This is a genomic window from Pseudorhodoferax aquiterrae (assembly GCF_014652235.1).
Lineage (GTDB): Bacteria > Pseudomonadota > Gammaproteobacteria > Burkholderiales > Burkholderiaceae_C > Pseudorhodoferax > Pseudorhodoferax aquiterrae.
In genome coordinates this window covers 81623-98065 of record NZ_BMYK01000023.1, presented here as the reverse complement: position 1 = coordinate 98065, position 16443 = coordinate 81623, and the positions used below count along the sequence as shown (strand labels likewise).

Genomic DNA, 16443 nt, shown 5'->3' with positions numbered 1-16443 from the left:
TGGGGGACTCCTTGGAAAGGGTGGGCTGCGTCAGGCGGGCTCTTCCTCGATGCCGACGCCGAGCAACTTGTCGAGCAACGCGTGGTCCGCGGCCAGCGCGGCACTGGGGCCGGCATGCACCACCGTGCCGCGCTCCAGCACGATGGCCTGGTGCGTCATCTCCAGCGCCAGCACCGGGTGCTGCTCGACGACGATGGAGGCCAGCCCCTCGCTCTCGCAGAGCCGGCGGATCGCCTCGGCGAGTTCCTCGACGATGATGGGCGCCAGGCCCTCCATGGGCTCGTCTAGCAGCAGCAGCAAGGGGTTGGTCATCAGCGCGCGGGCGATGGCCAGCATCTGCTGCTCGCCGCCCGAGAGCTGGTTGCCGTAGTTGCCGCGGCGCTCGCGCAGTCGGGGAAACAGGCCGTACACGCGGCCGAGGTTCCAGGCGCCGGGGCGGGCGACGACGGTCAGGTTCTCTTCCACGGTCAGCGAGGGGAAGACCTCGCGTTCCTGCGGCACCCAGCCCAGGCCGGCGCGGACGCGCTGGTGGGCGGGCATGCGCGTGATGTCCTCGCCGCGCCAGCGGATGGCGCCGCCCGTCACGCGCGTGTTGCCCATCAACGTCTCCAGCGTGGTGGTCTTGCCCACGCCGTTGCGGCCGAGGATGGCCAGGCTTTCGCCCGCGCGCAGCGAAAAGCCGAGTCGGTCCAGCACCACGGCATTGCCGTAGCCGGCGGTCACGCCATCGAAGGCCAGCAGTTCAGACATGGGTGGCCTCCTTGCGGATGTTGACGTGGGTCTTGCCCAGGTAGACCTCGCGCACGCGCGGGTCGTGGCCGATCTCGGCCGGGCTGCCTTCGGTCAGGACGCGCCCGGCCACGAGCACCGAGATGCGGCGCGCGAAGCGGAACACCAGCTTCATGTCGTGCTCGATGAACAGTACGCTGATGTCGTCGGGCAGCTCGGCGATGACGTCGAACAGCTCACCGCTCTCGTCCTCGGGCACGCCGGCGGCCGGCTCGTCCAGCAGCAGGATGCGCGGGCGCGCGGCCAGGGCCAGCGCGATCTCCAGCAGCCGCTGCTTGCCGTAGGGCAGCTCGGCCACGGGCACGTCGGCCAGCGTGTCCAGCCGCAGCCGGGCCAGCAGCGCATGGGCTTCGTCGAAGGCGGCCTTGCTGCGACAGAAGGGGCGCCACCAGGTCGCGCCCTGGCCTTCGCGTTCATGGATGGCCAGCACCACCGACAGCAGCGGCGTGAGGCTGGGGAACAGCGTGTTGATCTGGAAGGTGCGCGCCAGCCCGCTGCGCGCGCGCCGGTCGGCCGGCCAGGCCGTGATGTCCTCGCCGTTCATGCGGATGCTGCCGGCGCTTGGCTTGTAGATGCCGGTCAGCAGGTTGATCAGCGTGGTCTTGCCGGCGCCGTTGGGGCCGATCAGGGCCTGGCGTGCGCCGGGCTCCAGCGAGAGGTTCACATCGGCCACGGCATGGAAGGCGCCGAAGCGGATGCCCAGGCCTTGCGTCACGAGCGCGCTCATGCCGAATGCTCCTTGGTGCGGATGCGGCGCGACAGCGCGCCCATGATGCCGCCGCGCCCCAGCATGACGGCCGCGATCATGAAGATGCCGAGCCAGAACATCCAGTACTCGGGGTTCATGTCGGCGAACCAGTCGTGCACCAGCATGTAGACGATGGCGCCGACCAGCCCGCCGTACAGCCGGCCCGTGCCGCCCAGCACCAGGATGATCAGCACCTCGGCCGAGCGGTTGAAGCCGATGGACTCGATGCCCACGAACTGCGTGGTCTGTGCCAGCAGCGCGCCGGCCACGCCGGCCACCGCGGCCGAGAAGCCGTAGGCCATGCGCAGCCGTGCCTCCACGGGCGAGCCGATGGCCAGCATGCGCTTGCGGTTGTCGTGGATGCCGCGCAGCGCCAGACCGAAGGGCGAGCGCAGCACCAGACGCACGAGCCCGAACATGGCGAGCACCACGCCGAAGGCGTAGAGGAAGGCGGTTTGGCCGAACAGGTCGAACTCGAACACGCCGAACACGGGCGACACGTTCATGCCCTGCAGCCCGTCGCTGCCGCCCGTGATGGACGAGAGCCGGTTCGCGAGTTCGTACAGCAGCACGCACACGCCGATGGTGATCATGAGCCGCGTGAGGTCGGCACCGCGCACGATCAAATAGCTCAGCGCATAGCCCAGCGCGCCGGCCACGAGCAGCGCGGCCAGCAGGCCGCTGAAGGGTTCGCCCCAGCCGTGCTTGGCCAGCAGGCCCGCCGTGTAGGCGCCCGCACCGAAGAAGGCCGCATGGCCCACGGTCAGGATGCCGGCGTAGCCCAGCGCCATGTCCAGCGCCACGGCGAACAGGCCGAAGACCAGCACCTGCGAGAGCAGCGTGAGATGGTTGGGCGCGAGGAAGAAGCTGGACGCCAGCGCGAGCCAGAACAGGACCTCGGCCGCGCGCAGCTGGCCCGGGCTCAGGATGACGGGTTTCATGCAATGCCCTTCTTGGGGACGATGCCGTTGGGCCGCAGCAGCAGCATGGCGATCATGAACACGTAGATCAGGAAGGCGCCAGCCTCGGGCAGGTAGTACTTGCCGGCCACGTCGACGATGCCGACCAGCAGCGCGGCGATGAAGGGCCCGGTGATGGTGCCGGCCCCGCCCACGCAGACCACGATCAAAAAGTACACCATGTACTTGAGCGGGAACGAGGGCTCCAGGCCCAGCATGCCCAGGCTCAGCGCGCCGCCCAGGCCGGCCAGGCCGCAGCCCAGCGAGAAGGTCAGGAAGAACAGCCGCTGCACATGGATGCCGGTGCCGCCCGCCACGCGCTGGTTGTCCACCGCGGCGCGCACCATGGCGCCGTAGCGCGTGCGGCCCATGGCCAGCATCAGCAGCACCAGCACGGCCACGCCGCAGACGATCAGGAAGGCGCGGTAGCGGCTCAGCTCCAGGCCGGCGATGCCGAACTGGCCTTGCAGCGCGGGCGGCAGGTGGAACGGCAGCATGGTCGGGCCGAAGAAGTAGGTCAGCGCGGCGATCGACACGAACACCACGCCGATGGACAACAGCACCTGGTCCAGCGGGTGCGCGCGGTACAGGCGCCGGTAGAACACCAGCTCCAGCACCGCGCCCAGCAGCGCCGCCGCCACGAAGGCCGCCGCGAGCGCGCCCCAGTAGTTGAGGCCCGCCTGGTTCATGAGCACCGCGGCCGTGTAGCCGCCCACCACCGCGAAGCTGCCGTGCGCGAGGTTGACGAAGTTCATCAAGCCCATGGTGATGGACAGGCCCACCGCCATGAGGAACAGGAGCATGCCGTAGGCCACCCCGTCGAAAAGGACGATTCCCATTGGATTCCCGATGCGGGGCACGCAGCACCACCGCGGGTGCCACGTGCCGGGTTCAGCGCCTTGGCGCGCGCTTAGGCCTTACTTCGCTTCCTTGGCCGGGTCCTTCACGCGGTCGAACTTGTCGAACTCCACGTTCACGAGCTTGCCGTTCACTTTCTCGGTCTTGCGGATGTAGACGGTCTGCACGATGTCGCGCGTGGTGGCGTCGATCTCGATGGGGCCGCGCGGGCTCTCGAACGCCAGGCCCTTGAGCGCACCCATGAGCTTGTCGCCGCTCGCATCGCCGCCGGTCTTCTTGAGCGCGAGGTCGATCGCGGCCATGGCGTCGTAGGCCGTCACGGCGAAGTAGCTCGGGCGCATCGCGCTGCCGAACTGGGCCTCGAAATCCTTCACGAACTTCTGGTTCTTGGCCGAGGGGTGGCCGTAGGAGTAGTGGTGGCTCGTGACGAGGCCCAGGGCCACGTCGCCCGTGGCGTCCAGGTAGCTGTCGTCGGTGGCCTCGCCCGTGGCGTAGAGCTTGATGCCGGCCTCTTCCATGCCGCGCTCCTTCCAGACCTTCAGGAAGGCCGGCGGCATCACGCCCGAGGGGAAGAAGAAGAACACGGACTGCGGCTTGGCGTCCTTGATGCGCTGCACGTAGGCCGAGAAGTCGGGGTTGTTCATGGGCGTGCGCAGCTCGCCCACGACCTTGCCGCCACCTTCCTCGAAGGCCTTCTTGAAGGCCGTCAGCGCGTCCGTGCCCGAGGCGTAGTCGGCTACGACCACGTAGGCTTCCTTGGTGCCGTTCTTGAGCATCCAGCGCGCCATCGGGTCGGACACCTGCTGCACCGTGAACGACAGGCGCGCCACATAGGGCGAGCTCGTCGTGATCGCCGAGGACGAGGCGTTCATGACCACGGTCGGGATCTTGGCCTGGGTGGCGATGCCGGCCACGGCGTAGGCGTTGGGGCTGAAGTCCAGGCCCGTGAGGATCTGCACCTTGTCGCGCACGATGAGTTCCTGCGCGATGCGCTTGGCGGCATCGGGCGCGGGGCCGGCCGTGTCCTTCTTGACGATCTCCACCGTGCGGCCCGCGATCTTGCCGCCATGCTCCTTGAGGTAGAGCGCCACACCGGCGTCGAACTGGCGGCCGTAGTCCGCGTAGGGCCCGGAGTAGGTGCCGATCAGGCCGATCTTGAGTGCGTCCTGGGCGTGCGCGGCACCGGCGATGCAAGCCAGCGCCGCCATGGCGGAGGCGGCGAGGAGGGAGCGTTTGGTCATCGTCATCGTGGGGAACTCCGTGGGGAAGGATCAGCCGCGGGGCTGGGGGATGGAAAAGGGTTTGAGATCGGCCGCGGGGTCGGCCAGAACCTCTGCTGGGATCTGTGCCGCGTTGGCGATCAGCTTGCGCGCCAGCATGTGTTCGGCCGGCCGGTTGACCGTGTGCGCCGCCACCACCGCGCCATCGCGCAAGTAGAACAGCGTGAAGCGATCGCTGGCCATGTCGCCGCGCAGCACGGTGGGGTCGCCGTGGGCTGGGATGCCCGCCATTTGCAGCTTGAGGTCGTGCTGCTCGCTCCAGAACCAGGGCACGGCCGTGAGCGGCTGCGGTTGGCCGACCAGCACCGAGGCCGCGGCGCGCGCGCCGTCGTTGGCGGCCTGGATGGATTCGAGGCGCAGGCGGCCAAGATCACCGGGCAGATGCGGCAGTTCCATGTTGGCGACGTCACCTGCGGCCAGCACGTTCGGCGCGCTGGTGCGGCCGCAGCCGTCGACGAGGATGCCCCCCGCGCAGGCGATGCCGGCGGCCTCGGCCAGCTCCACGTTGGGCAGCACGCCGATGCCGAGCACGACGAGGTCGCAGGGGAGCGTGCGGCCGTCGTCGAGCAGGACCGACTCGACATGGCCAGCGGCGTTGCCCAGCAGCGCCTCGACGCCCCGGCCCAGTTCCAGCGCCACGCCGCGTTGGCGGTGCGCCTGGGCCACGTAATCCGACATGGCGGGCGGGAAGCTGCGCGCGAGCAGGCGCGTCTGGCCTTCGAGCACGGTGACCTGGGCACCGGCGGCCGTCAGCGCGGCCGCGACTTCCAGGCCGATGAAGCCGCCACCGACCACGCAGGCGCGCGTGCCGGCGCGGGCGCCCGAAACGGCGCCGTGCACGGCCAGCGCGTCGTCCAGCGTGCGCAGTTCGTGCACGCCTTGCAGCGCAGCGCCGGGCACGCGCAACGGCCGGCAGCGCGCGCCGGTGGTCAGCGCGAGCCAGCCATAGTCCAGGTGGCTGCCATCGGCCAGCTGCACGCGCCGGGCCGCGAGGTCGAGCGCGGTGGCGCGCGTGGCGAGGCGCAGTTCGATCTTCTGTTCCGCGAAGAAGCCGGGCCCGCGCAGCGCGAGCTGGTCCACGGCCGTCTTGCCGGTCAGCAGGCCCTTGGACAGCGGCGGGCGCTGGTAAGGCGCATGCACCTCGTCGCCGAGCAGCACGATGGGCGCGTCGAAGCCCAGTTCGCGCGCGGACGCCGCGAGCTGCACGCCCGCGTACGACGCACCGACGATGACGAGCGCATCCGCCATCAGACCTGCGTCTCCGGCACGCGCACCGTGAGGCCGTCGAGGTCCGCCGTCACCGGGATCTGGCACGACAGCCGGCTGTTGGGCGCGCGCGCGCTGGCCGTGCCGTCCAGCAGCTCGTCTTCCATCTCGTCGGGCGGCGTGAGCTTGCCGAGAAAAGCCTCGTCCACGTAGACATGGCAGGTCGCGCAGGAGCAGCTGCCGCCGCACTCGGCGTCGATGCCGCGGATGTTGTGGTGGATGGCGGTCTCCATCACGCTGGCGCCGGGCTTGGCCTCGACACTGCGCGTGCTGCCGTCCTTGAGGATGTAGTGGATGGTGGGCATGTCGTTGTTTCTAGAACATATCGAAGTACTCGCGGTGTTCCCACTCGGTGACTTCGAGGTTGAACCTGGCGATCTCGGCCTGCTTGATGTGGCAGTAGTAGTCGACGAAGCCTTTGCCCAGGCCTTCGACCAGCACGGGATCGGCCTGCAGCGCGGCCAGAGCGGCGTCGAGCGAGCGCGGCAGTTGCTCGGCCGGCGTTTCGTAGGGCACGTCGGCCGAGGGGCCGGGGTCCATGGCCTGCTCCACGCCATCCAGGCCCGAGAAGATCTGCGAGGCCAGGTAGAGGTAGGGGTTGGCCGTGGGCTCGCCCACGCGGTTCTCGATGCGCGAAGCGGTGTCGCCGGGCGCGCCCAGCACGCGCAGCATGGCGCCGCGGTTGTCCTGGGCCCAGATCGCGCGGTCGGGCGCGAGCGAGAAGGGCCGGTAGCGCCGGTAGCCGTTCAGCGTGGGGCTGGCCAGTGCGGCGGCGCCGACGGCATGGGCTTTGAGGCCGGCCAGGTACTGCATGCCGAGCGGGCTCAGCGGATGCGCATCGGCACCGCCGACCGCGGGCATGAAGGCGTTGGCGCCACCCTGGGTGTGGCGCAGCGACTGGTGCAGATGCCAGCCGCTGGACATCACGCTCGGGATCTTGGGCCGGCACATGAAGGTGGCGTGGTAGCCATGGCGCTGGCAGATCTGCTTGATCGCGCTGCGCAGCAGCACCATGGTGTCGGCCGGCAGCAGGCCCATGGTCGGGCCGAACACGAGCTCGAACTGGCTGGGGCCGAACTCGATCTCCAGCGAGTGCAACGGCAGGCCCAGGGCCTGCAACTGCTGGCGCAGCAGGTCCATGAGCGCGTCCACGCGGTCGTAGCGCAGCTCGGTCAGGTACTGGTGGCCGTGCGTGAGCAGCGAGACGGCGGGCGGCGTGCCGGGCTGGCCCGCGTCGCTGAGCGCCATCGGAGCCTGGTCGAGCTTGAACACGTGGAACTCGACCTCCAGGCCGGCCACGAACTCCAGGCCGCGCGTCGCAAGGCGGTCGATGGCGCGCTGCAGGATGCGGCGCGTGGCGAAGGGGCAGGCCTGGCCGTCCTTCATGTAGGCGTCGCACAGCACCCAGCCCGTGCGCGGCGCCCAGGGCAGCATGCGGAAGGTGGCCGGGTCGGGCAGCACCGTGAAGTCGGCCCCGCCCTGCAGGCCTTCGAGCGCGAAGCCGCCGCCGGCCGAGAACACCGGGAACACCGAGCGGTGCGAGGTGTCCTTGGCCAGCAGCGTGGTCGTGAGGTTGATGCCGCTGGCCAGGGCGCCGCGCGCGGCCGCAGCCACCAGCGTCTTGCCGCGCAGCACGCCGTGCTGGTCGGGCCAGGCGAAGCGCAGCACGTCGAGTTCGCCCGCGTCGATGCGGGCGACGATCTCGGCGGCCTGGGCCTGTTGGTCGGCGCTCCACAGGCCGAAGCGTTCGGCAAAGCTGCTCATGTCAGGCCGCCACCAGGCGGGCCGCGGCCCAGTCGGAGCCCTGGCGGCGCGCCAGGTCGGCGTCGAGGCAGTAGCTGTCGGTCTTGTCCGCCGCGGCCACGCCGTCGATGGACGGCGGGCCGGTGAAGCTGCCGGCTTGCTCTGCAGTCGGGTGCATGGGCACGGCCTCGCCGGCCTGGGCCGCCTCGATCGCCTTCACGAGCTGGCGCCGGTACAGCATGATGCCTTTGTCCGTCGTGCCCAGGTGCTCGCGCGTGCGGTCCTGGATGCTGCCCATGGATTCGCAGGCCCACTGGTCGTGCACGTTGATGTCCTCGCCCATGCCCGTGTAGGTCTTGGTGCGCTGTTCCTCGGCGCTGTAGCCGTACTGGTTGCGCTTGTTCTTGCGCGAGGTGTAGTCGGGCAGGTCGATGGTTTCCAGGCGCTGCGCGCGCATCTGCGCCTTGTCCACCGGGCCCGTGAAGCTCGTGAAGATCGCGTACCAGTAGCAGCTGTGGTCGTCCACGGGCACGTGCCACTGCGAGATCGTCATCTCCGTGCTCATGGGGATCACGAAGGCCTGCGGGAACACCACGTTGGTCACGCGCACGTGCGTCTGTTCGGGCGAGAGCGTGCGCAGCGTGGTCAGGCGCATGCCGTAGGGCGCGGCCTCGGCGCGGATCTCGGGGCGGTCGTACTCGCGCAGCACCTGGGTGATGGCCATGTCGGAGTCGGCCGAGGCGCCGCGGAACTGTTTGCCGTAGCTCTCCGCCGTGTCTTCGTCCTCGTAGAAGCGGTGCAGGAAGGAGGCGTGGGCCGGGTCCATGCCCACCTCCAGCGCCTGCAGCCAGTTGCATTCCCACAGGCCCTTGAACGCGAAGGTGTGGCTGTCGGGCGCGACGAAGCAGTCGAAATCGGGAAAGGCCGGCGGCTCGCCCTCGCCGATGTAGGCGAACACGATGCCGCTCTTCTCCACCACCGGATAAGCGCCCTGCCGGATGCGCGTGCAGAGCTTGCTGCCGGCGGGCTCCGCCGGCGTCTCCAGGCACTGGCCGCTGGCGTCGAACAGCCAGCCATGGAAGGCGCAGCGCAGGCCGCCGTTCTCCAGCCGGCCATAGGCCAGGTCGGCACCGCGGTGCGGGCAGTCGCGGTCCAGCAGGCCGAGGCGGCCCGTTTCGTCGCGGAACAGCACGAAGTGCTGGCCCATGAGCTGCACGGGCTTGAGCGGGCGCGGTCCGCGCAGTTCCTCGGACAAGGCCACGGGCTGCCAGTACTTGCGCAGCAGGGTGCCGGCCGGCGTGCCGCGGCCGACGCGGGTCATGAAGTCGTTCTGTTCGGCGCTGATCATCGTGGGGGCTCCAGGGGTGAGTTCAGGTCTGCACGCCGTTGCATGCAATGGGATTCATTGTCTGCATGATCTGATCTGCGTCAAAGCCTTGTCACACTGGATTGCTCGGGTTTTGGGGCGGAAGGCAGGGTTTGCGTTGCGTCAAAGTGGTGCGTGCGCGTTTGCTCTCTTGCATTTTGAAATCTATGCATGCAGAAATCGGGCCAAACAGCCTGGTGCTGCGTGCATCGAAGCCGACTCCTACAATCCCTGGCGGAAACTTGCATGCAACGAGGCCCCTCATGGACTCCCAACAATCCCGCGTGCTCGTGCAGCTGCGCGACATGATCCTGAAGGGCGAATTCGGCCCGGGCGAGCGCCTGGCCGAGATTCCCCTGGCCGAGAAACTGAATGCCTCGCGCACGCCCGTGCGCCTCGCGCTGGCCAGCCTGGAGCACGAGGGGCTGATCGAGCCCTCTCCGGCCGGCGGCTACCAGATGCGGCGCTTCACTTCGCAGGAGATCGCCGACGCGATCCGCGTGCGCGGCGTGATCGAGGGGCTGGCGCTGCGCCTGCTGGCCGAAGACGGCGCGCCGCGCCAGCTGCTGCGCGAGCTGCACGACTGCCTGGACGAGGGCGACAAGGCCGTCAACAAGCCCACCATGGAGCTGGACGACTACGCGGCCTATGTGGAGATGAACGACCGCTTCCACCGGCTGGTGGTGGAGGGCTGCGGCAACGCGGCCGTCAAGCGCATCATGGATCTGCTGGACAGCCAGCCCTTCGCCGCGCCCAGTGCCATGCTGCCCATGCAGTCCTCCATGCAGGAGGGCCAGCAATGGATGCAGCAGGCCCACCGCACGCACCACGCCATGGTGCAGGCGATCGAGAAGGGCCAGGGCTACCGCGCCCAGGCCCTGGGCGAGGAGCATGTGGAGATCGCGCGCATGAACCTGGACTACGCGCTGGAGCGGCCCGAACTGGCGGCCGAACTCATGCCGGGCATGAAGCTGGTGGCGGCGCGGCGCTGAGCGCCTGGCGATGTCGATCCGGCCCGCCCTCGTTCGTCGAGGGGGACGGGGTGTGCCTGGACGGGCGCGCCGACCGTTCAACCCAACCGGAGTCAAGACATGTCCTACATCGATGGTTTCGTGATCGCCGTGCCTACCGCCAACAAGCAGAAGTTCATCGAGCACGCGCGCCAGCTCGACCCGATCTTCCTCGAGCTGGGCGCGCTGCGCGTGATCGAGGGCTGGGGCGACGACGTTCCCCCGGCAAGCTCACGGATTTCTACCGCGCCGTGCAGGCCACGCCCGAGGAGACGGTGGCGTTCTCCTGGGTCGAGTGGCCGGACAAGGCCACGCGCGACGCCGGCATGAAGAAGATGATGGAAGACCCGCGCATGGACCCTTCCGCGCCGGGCAACCCGCCGATGCCGTTCGATGGGAAGCGCATGATCTTCGGCGGCTTCGCGCAGGTGGTCGAAGTGAAGAAGGACTGAACGGCGCGGCAGGGCCGTCCGCTAGCGCCGGCCACGGGCTGGGACGCTGGCGCCGCTGCTCAAGGTCAGCGCAGTGATCACGCACAGAGCGCCCAGCCATTCCTGCGCTGCCGGGTGCTGGCCCAGCGCCGCACCCATCAGCAGCGCTGAGACCGGCACCCCGTTGAGGAACAGCGAGCCCCGCGCCGCGCCCAGCTGGCGCACACCGTAGTTGAAGGCCAGTACCGCGGCGACCGTGGGGACCACCGCGATGTAGAGCAGCTGCGGCAGCACGGCGGACAGCTCCGACCAGCGCGGCGCCTCCACCACGCCGGCCGCCGTGGCGCTGGCCGAGACCAGCAGCAACACCGGAACCGCCATCACGGCCGTCAGACCCGAGTACTCCAGCGCGCTGAAGCTCGGCCACCGCGCACCGCCGCGGGTGTAGAGCACCCAACCGACGGTGCCCAGCAACATGATCGCGTCGCCGGCCAGGGCGCGGGGCGTGGTCGCGGCGCCGCCGGCCAGCCCGGACACCAGCACCACGCCGGCCAGGGCCAGCACCGCCGCGCCCGCCACGCGCGGGCCGGGCCGCTGGCTGTCCAGCGCCCAGCGCAGCAGCAGCGTGGTGAGCGGCACCGTCGCCATCAGCACGGCGCCGTGCGAAGGCTGCGACAGCAACAGGCCCGTCATCGTCGCCACGCCGAAGAAGCCATAGCCCAGCAGGCCCAGCACAGACAGGCCGGCCCAGTGCTGGCGCAGCTTGCGCCAGGGCCGATCGCCCAGGCAGCACAGCAGCAGCGACAGCGGCAGCGCCGCGAAGACATAGCGCAGCGTGGTGAACCACAAGGGCGAGACGCGCGCGACCACCGGCTTGCTGACCAGGAACATGCTGCCCCAAGCGCAGGCGGCGAACAGCAGGGCCAGCACCGGCGCGAGGCCCGGCGTGGCGCGAACAGGAAGGGTGCTCATGGCAGTGGGAATTCCGTGCGGTGAAAGAAGGCTGCGCAGTCTCCTGCGAAGGCCGCGAGCCGGCCATGCGTTTGAACGGGCGTTCGAGGAAACCGAATGCAGCGCAGGCTGCCGCGCCACACAATCGCCGCCATGGAGCTCTACCAGCTGAAAAGTTTCCTGGCCGTGGTGGCCGAGCGCAATCTCACGCGTGCCGCCGAGAAGGTCTTCACCAGCGGCCCCGCCGTCAGCGCGCAGATCAAGGCGCTCGAAGAGGAACTGGGTATCCAGCTGTTCGAACGCAGCTCCCGCGGCATGTCGCTGACGCCCGCCGGCGAGCGCCTGGCCGACGAGGCGCGCCGCACGCTGGACGCTGCACAGCGCCTGCGCCAGGCGGCGGCGCAGATCCGCGGCGAGGTCGAAGGCGTGCTGCGCATGGGCACGGTCAGCGACCCCATTTCGCTGCGCCTGGGCGAAGTGATGGTGCGCCTCGCCGAGCGCCATCCCAAGGTGGCACTGCAACTGCACCAGCGGCTCTCTCTGCACAGCCTGCAGGCGCTCCAACGCGGAGACGTCGACTGCGCCTACGTCCTCAACGGGCAGGATGCGGTCGAAGGCGTGCGGATCCAGCGCCTGAGCCAGATCGAACTCGCCGTCGTGCTGCCGACGCGGCTCGCGGCATCGGCCTGGCCCCAGGATCTGCCGCAGCTGCTGGCGCTGCCATGGGTCGCCACGCCACCGGACTGCGGCCTGCGTCCGGCGATGGAGGCGCTGTTCGGCGCGCAGTCGCGCGAGCTGCCCCAGGGGCTGATGGCCGAAACCGAAAGCGCAGTGCGCGGCATGGTCGCCAGCGGCCTGGGACTCGGCCTGCTGCGGCGCGACCAGGCCGAGGCGGCCGAGCGCGCCGGCGAGTTGCGCATCTGGCCGCACTGGCAGGGCGCCACGTGGCTGTGCTGGTTGCAGCGCGCGTCGCCGCACGAAGAGCCCGCGCTCGCAGCCTTGCGCGAGCTGGTGACCGAGGTCTGGCGCTGAGGTCGGGTGGGCACGGGTCCGCGCGCAGGTGGGCTCAGCACGTACGCCGCCCGGGCGGCCCACGACCGCCTGCCCGCTGTCGGTCCGCGACTACAGCGCTTCGCGGCAGCGGCCGGGCGGCATGGGCACGGCCGCGGACGATCATCGGCTCCTGTACCCCGAGAGCGCCATGACCTTGTCCCACCGCCCCCCACGCCGCCACGGCGAAGACGATGGCGAGCCCGAACCGGGCGGCATGCCCGTGGAGCCTGGCGACGGCGCACCCGAGCCCGGCCGGCCAGCGGAGCCGGACCCCGATGGCGCGCCGCCGCAACCAGGTCCTTGAACGGGCGGGACGGCCCGACCGCCTCGCGCTGCTGCTGGCCGACCCGGCTGGCTTCGCCTGGCGCGTGCTCAAGGCCTTCAAGGCCAACCAGGGCCTGCTGCTGGCCGGTGCGGTGGCCTACTACGCGCTGCTGTCCATCGTGCCCATGCTGATCCTGACGGTCATCGCGCTCTCGCACTTCATCGACGAGGCCGCGTTGCTGGCCACGTTGCGGCATTACCTGGCCTGGCTGCTGCCGGGGCAGTCGGGCGCGGTGGTGACCGAACTGGCCAACTTCCTCGCGCACCGCGAGGTGCTGGGCTGGGTGCTGCTGGCCAGCATGCTGTTCTTCAGCTCGCTGGCCTTCACGGTGCTGGAGAACGCGATGTCGGTGGTGTTCCACCACCGCGTGGTGCGGCGCCGGCACTTCGCCGTCTCGGCCGTGCTGCCCTACGTCTGCATCCTCGTGCTGGGGATGGGCCTGCTGGTGGTCACGCTGGTGTCGGGCGCGCTGCAGGCGGTCGGCCGCGAGGAACTGCATTTCCTGTGGCTGAACTGGTCGCTGGACCATGTCTCCACGGCGCTGTTGTACCTGCTCGGCTTCGCCGGCGAGGTGTTCGTGCTGACCGCCATCTACCTGGTGTTGCCGGTGGGGCGGCCATCGCCCGCGCATGCGCTGATGGGGGCACTCGCCGCGGCCGTGCTGTGGGAGATCTCGCGCCGCGTGCTGGTCTGGTACATGGCCACGCTATCGCAGATCGGCCAGGTCTATGGCTCCCTGACCACGGCCATCGCGGTGCTGTTGAGCCTGGAACTGGCGGCGGCGCTGCTCTTGCTGGGCGCGCAGGTCATCGCCGAGTTCGAGCGGCTCGGCCACGCTGAACCCGCGGCGGCTGCGGGTTTTCGCACGCCCAGCGCGTCGCACGGGTAGGCTCGCCGCATGTCCGCGCCCTCCCCTGGCCAGCCCAGCCAGCGCCTGTGGCAGATCGACGCGCTGCGCGGCCTCATGCTGGTGCTGATGACCTTCACGCACCTGCCCACGCTGTTCGCCTCGCCCACGGGCCAGCCCTTCGGCTTCGTCTCGGCGGCCGAGGGCTTCGTGCTGCTGTCGGGCTTCATGGCCGGCATGGTCTATGCGGGCCGCGAGCGCAAGGAGGGCGAAGAACGCATGCGTGCGGCCTTTTACCGCCGCGTGGCCAAGATCTACCTGTGCCAGGCCGCCATGCTGCTGTTCCTGTTCAGCGTGGTGGCGCTGATCGCCGTGGTGCTGCAGGAGGACGCCATCACCGGCCTCATGAAGTACTACCTGCACGAGCCGCTGCACGCGCTGGTCGGCGCGCTGCTCTTGATCTACAGCCCGCCTCTGCTTGACATCCTGCCGCTGTACGTGCTGTTCATGCTGATCAGCCCCATGGTGCTGCTGCACGGCCTGCGCCATGGCTGGGGCGGCATCCTGGCTTGCAGCGTGGCGTTGTGGCTGGCGGCGCAGTTCAAGGTCGGCGCCTGGCTCTACGAGGCGCTGGCGCCGGCCGCCGGCATCCGCGTGCCGCTGGTGCAGACCGGCGCCTTCGACGTGCTGGCCTGGCAGTTCCTCTGGATCATGGGGCTGTGGATGGGGGCCGAGCGCGCCGCCCAGCGCCCGCCCGTCGTGTTCCCGCGCTGGCTGCTGCACACCGCGATCGTCTATGCGGCGGTGTGTTTCGTCTGGCGCCACGTGGTCGGCCAGGTGCCCATCCCGCAGGACGCCGGCTTGAACATGCTGTTCGACAAGTGGCAGCTGGCGCCGCTGCGGCTGTTCAACCTGTTCGCCCTGCTGGTGCTGGCCATGCACTACGCGCCATGGCTGGCCACGCACCTGCCGCGCGTGCGCGCACTGGAGACGCTGGGGGCGGCCTCACTGCCGGTGTTCTGCGGCCACCTGGTGTTGGCGCTGCTGGCACTGGCGCTGTTCGGTGCGCCCACGCCCGCGCGCAGCGCGTGGATCGACGTGGGCATCGTGGTGGTCTCGTTCGCCGCGCTGTACGGTGTGGCGCTGCTGAGCCAGGAGCTGGACCGCCAGGCGGCCGCGCGGCGCAGCGCGCGCGCCGCGCGCCGCATCAAGGAGCAGGCGGGGCCGACGCCGTCTTCCGCAGCGCTGCCGCGTTGAGCCCGGCGGCCTGGGGCTGCTGCGGCAGCAGGTGCGGCGTGATCGTGCTTTTCCAGATCGCGTAGCCGGCCGGGTTCATGTGCAGCGCGTCGGCCGAGTAGAGGTCGGTGCGGGGCTTGCCATCGGCATCGAGCATGCGCGAATAGATGTCGATGAAGTCCAGGTTGGGCGTGTTCGCGCTGTAGCCCGCGATGAGCGCGTTGGCCTGCATGGCCTGCGGCATCAGCGCCGCGCGCGAGGGGCTGGGCTTGATCGACAGGTAGGCGATGCGCGTGTGGGGCAGTTCGGCGCGCACGCGTTCCACGAACTCGGCGAAGCTGTCCAGCACCTGCTGCGGCGTGCGGCCTTCGGCCAGGTCGTTGTCGCCAGCGTAAACGACGATCAACCGGGGCTTGTAGGGCAGCACCAGCTGCTCCACATGGGCGGCCACATCCAGCATGCGCGAGCCACCGAAGCCGCGCTTGATCACCGGCATCTTGTCGAACTGGGTCTCCAGATCGTCCCAGAGCCGGATCGAGGAACTGCCGACGAACAGCACGCCGCCGGTCTGCGGCGCCTGCTGCAGGTCGGCCGCGGCGAAGGCGTCGAAGCTCTCCTTCCAGCGCGTGTCCACGGCCGTGGCGGCGCGCTGCTGGGGCGCCCCGCGGCCGGTCTGCAATGGCATGGTCTGCGCCCCTGCCGAGGCGCCGAGTCCCAGGCTGTACAGCGCGAAGGCGAGCTTGGTCAGGCGGCGTTTGGTTGTGCGCATGGACGCAGCATGCCACGGCAGGTCGCCCGCAATGTGTCGGAACAGGCCCACGCCGGCTGTGCGGCCGTGCGTACGGAAAGGCATCTCTAACATAGCAATCTGCTATAAAGTGCTGTGCCGACCAAGTTGATCTCCAACCGCGCGCTGCGTGAGTTCGCCACTGTCCATGCGGATGCGGCGCAGCCTCTGCAGGACTTCCGGCGCAAGATCGAAAAGGGCAGCTTCGCGCACTTCGCCGATCTGCGGGCGGTGTTTCCCGCGGTCGACAAGGTCGGCGAACGCTATGTGTTCAACATCGGCGGCAACAAGTACCGCCTGGTCGCCGCGCTGGATTTCGCGCGGCGCATGCTGTGGGTCAAGGCCGTGCTGACGCACGCCGAGTACGACAAAGGAGCCTGGAAATGAACGTGCGCGATGTGGCCGGCCATTGGGTGGCGTTGCATGAAGCCCTGGGCCTGGGCGCTCCCATTGCGGACGAGGCGGCCTATGCGCAGGTGCTGGCTTTTATCGACCAAGTGTTCGACCAGGTGGCCGCCGACCCTGCCCACCCGCTCGGTGGCCTGGTCGAACTGCTGGCCGATCGCGTGCGCGAATACGAGGACCGGGTCCACCCCTGGCCCGACACCAGCACGCCGGCCTCGGTGCTGGCCAGCCTCATGGAAGAGCATGGCCTGAAACAATCCGACCTGCCCGAGATCGGCGCCCAGAGCGTGGTCAGCGCCGTGCTGGCCGGCAAGCGGGCGCTGAACCTGCGCCAGGTCAAGGCGCTGGCACAGCGCTTTTCCGTGCCGATGGAGATGCTGGCCTGAAGC

At 69.6% G+C, this 16443-nt stretch carries 18 protein-coding genes and 1 pseudogene; 8 read left to right on the top strand and 11 right to left on the bottom strand.

Features of this window, described 5'->3' with window-relative positions:
• Nucleotides 1-30 precede the first annotated feature (30 nt).
• The 9 genes from IE209_RS25965 to IE209_RS25925 all read right to left on the bottom strand — a co-directional run bounded on the left by IE209_RS25965 (nt 31) and on the right by IE209_RS25925 (nt 8991).
• Nucleotides 31-750 (bottom strand): ABC transporter ATP-binding protein, encoded by a 720-nt coding sequence (locus IE209_RS25965; protein ID WP_189689770.1) that lies wholly within the window; start codon nt 748-750, stop codon nt 31-33.
• Nucleotides 743-1516, bottom strand: coding sequence for an ABC transporter ATP-binding protein (locus tag IE209_RS25960; RefSeq protein WP_189689769.1), 774 nt, complete (start codon nt 1514-1516; stop codon nt 743-745). The genes IE209_RS25965 and IE209_RS25960 overlap by 8 nt, the downstream gene beginning before the upstream one ends.
• Nucleotides 1513-2478, bottom strand: coding sequence for a branched-chain amino acid ABC transporter permease (locus IE209_RS25955; protein WP_189689768.1), 966 nt, complete (start codon nt 2476-2478; stop codon nt 1513-1515). Before IE209_RS25955 ends, IE209_RS25960 begins: the two co-directional genes overlap by 4 nt.
• Nucleotides 2475-3335: a branched-chain amino acid ABC transporter permease gene (locus tag IE209_RS25950; protein WP_189689767.1), complete on the bottom strand. Its 861-nt coding sequence runs from the start codon at nt 3333-3335 to the stop codon at nt 2475-2477. Before IE209_RS25950 ends, IE209_RS25955 begins: the two co-directional genes overlap by 4 nt.
• 78 nt (nt 3336-3413) lie before the next feature.
• Nucleotides 3414-4601, bottom strand: a complete 1188-nt coding sequence (locus IE209_RS25945) for an ABC transporter substrate-binding protein (RefSeq protein WP_189689766.1) — start codon at nt 4599-4601, stop codon at nt 3414-3416.
• Between the two features lie 24 nt (nt 4602-4625).
• Nucleotides 4626-5882 (bottom strand): NAD(P)/FAD-dependent oxidoreductase, encoded by a 1257-nt coding sequence (locus tag IE209_RS25940; protein ID WP_189689765.1) that lies wholly within the window; start codon nt 5880-5882, stop codon nt 4626-4628.
• Nucleotides 5882-6205 (bottom strand): 2Fe-2S iron-sulfur cluster-binding protein, encoded by a 324-nt coding sequence (locus IE209_RS25935; protein WP_145551787.1) that lies wholly within the window; start codon nt 6203-6205, stop codon nt 5882-5884. The genes IE209_RS25940 and IE209_RS25935 overlap by 1 nt, the downstream gene beginning before the upstream one ends.
• A gap of 10 nt (nt 6206-6215) precedes the next feature.
• Nucleotides 6216-7664 (bottom strand): glutamine synthetase family protein, encoded by a 1449-nt coding sequence (locus tag IE209_RS25930; RefSeq protein ID WP_189689764.1) that lies wholly within the window; start codon nt 7662-7664, stop codon nt 6216-6218.
• Between the two features lies 1 nt (nt 7665).
• Nucleotides 7666-8991, bottom strand: a complete 1326-nt coding sequence (locus IE209_RS25925) for an aromatic ring-hydroxylating dioxygenase subunit alpha (RefSeq protein ID WP_189689763.1) — start codon at nt 8989-8991, stop codon at nt 7666-7668.
• Between the two features lie 281 nt (nt 8992-9272).
• On the opposite strand from IE209_RS25925, the gene IE209_RS25920 reads away from it, so the two are divergent.
• Complete coding sequence (locus IE209_RS25920; protein ID WP_189689762.1) at nt 9273-10001, top strand: GntR family transcriptional regulator; 729 nt, start codon at nt 9273-9275, stop codon at nt 9999-10001.
• A gap of 99 nt (nt 10002-10100) precedes the next feature.
• A pseudogene (locus IE209_RS25915) lies at nt 10101-10471 on the top strand (DUF1428 domain-containing protein).
• Between the two features lie 21 nt (nt 10472-10492).
• On the opposite strand, the gene IE209_RS25910 reads toward IE209_RS25915, so the two are convergent.
• Nucleotides 10493-11422, bottom strand: a complete 930-nt coding sequence (locus IE209_RS25910) for a DMT family transporter (protein ID WP_189689761.1) — start codon at nt 11420-11422, stop codon at nt 10493-10495.
• A gap of 132 nt (nt 11423-11554) precedes the next feature.
• Here IE209_RS25910 and IE209_RS25905 point away from each other — a divergent pair, with 132 nt between their 5' ends.
• The 4 genes from IE209_RS25905 to opgC all read left to right on the top strand — a co-directional run bounded on the left by IE209_RS25905 (nt 11555) and on the right by opgC (nt 14883).
• Entirely contained in the window at nt 11555-12433 is an 879-nt protein-coding gene (locus IE209_RS25905; RefSeq protein WP_189689760.1) for a LysR family transcriptional regulator, read from the top strand.
• Between the two features lie 169 nt (nt 12434-12602).
• Nucleotides 12603-12758 carry a hypothetical protein gene (locus tag IE209_RS25900; protein ID WP_189689759.1) on the top strand — a complete coding sequence of 52 codons (156 nt, stop codon included), beginning with the start codon at nt 12603-12605 and terminating at the stop codon, nt 12756-12758.
• The gene (locus IE209_RS25895; protein ID WP_189689758.1) at nt 12730-13668 is read left to right on the top strand and encodes a YihY/virulence factor BrkB family protein; all 939 of its coding nucleotides are present in this window, start codon (nt 12730-12732) and stop codon (nt 13666-13668) included. Before IE209_RS25900 ends, IE209_RS25895 begins: the two co-directional genes overlap by 29 nt.
• A 9-nt stretch (nt 13669-13677) precedes the next feature.
• On the top strand, nt 13678-14883 hold the full coding sequence (gene opgC / locus IE209_RS25890) for an OpgC domain-containing protein (RefSeq protein WP_189689757.1): 1206 nt from the start codon (nt 13678-13680) through the stop codon (nt 14881-14883).
• Here the strand turns inward: opgC and IE209_RS25885 are convergent.
• Entirely contained in the window at nt 14834-15631 is a 798-nt protein-coding gene (locus tag IE209_RS25885; RefSeq protein WP_189689756.1) for an SGNH/GDSL hydrolase family protein, read from the bottom strand. The genes opgC and IE209_RS25885 overlap by 50 nt on opposite strands.
• 114 nt (nt 15632-15745) lie before the next feature.
• Between IE209_RS25885 and IE209_RS25880 the strand changes: the two genes are divergently transcribed.
• Nucleotides 15746-16036, top strand: coding sequence for a type II toxin-antitoxin system HigB family toxin (locus tag IE209_RS25880; protein ID WP_189689755.1), 291 nt, complete (start codon nt 15746-15748; stop codon nt 16034-16036).
• Nucleotides 16033-16440, top strand: coding sequence for a helix-turn-helix domain-containing protein (locus IE209_RS25875; protein WP_189689754.1), 408 nt, complete (start codon nt 16033-16035; stop codon nt 16438-16440). The genes IE209_RS25880 and IE209_RS25875 overlap by 4 nt, the downstream gene beginning before the upstream one ends.
• The last annotated feature ends 3 nt before the right edge of the window (nt 16441-16443 follow it).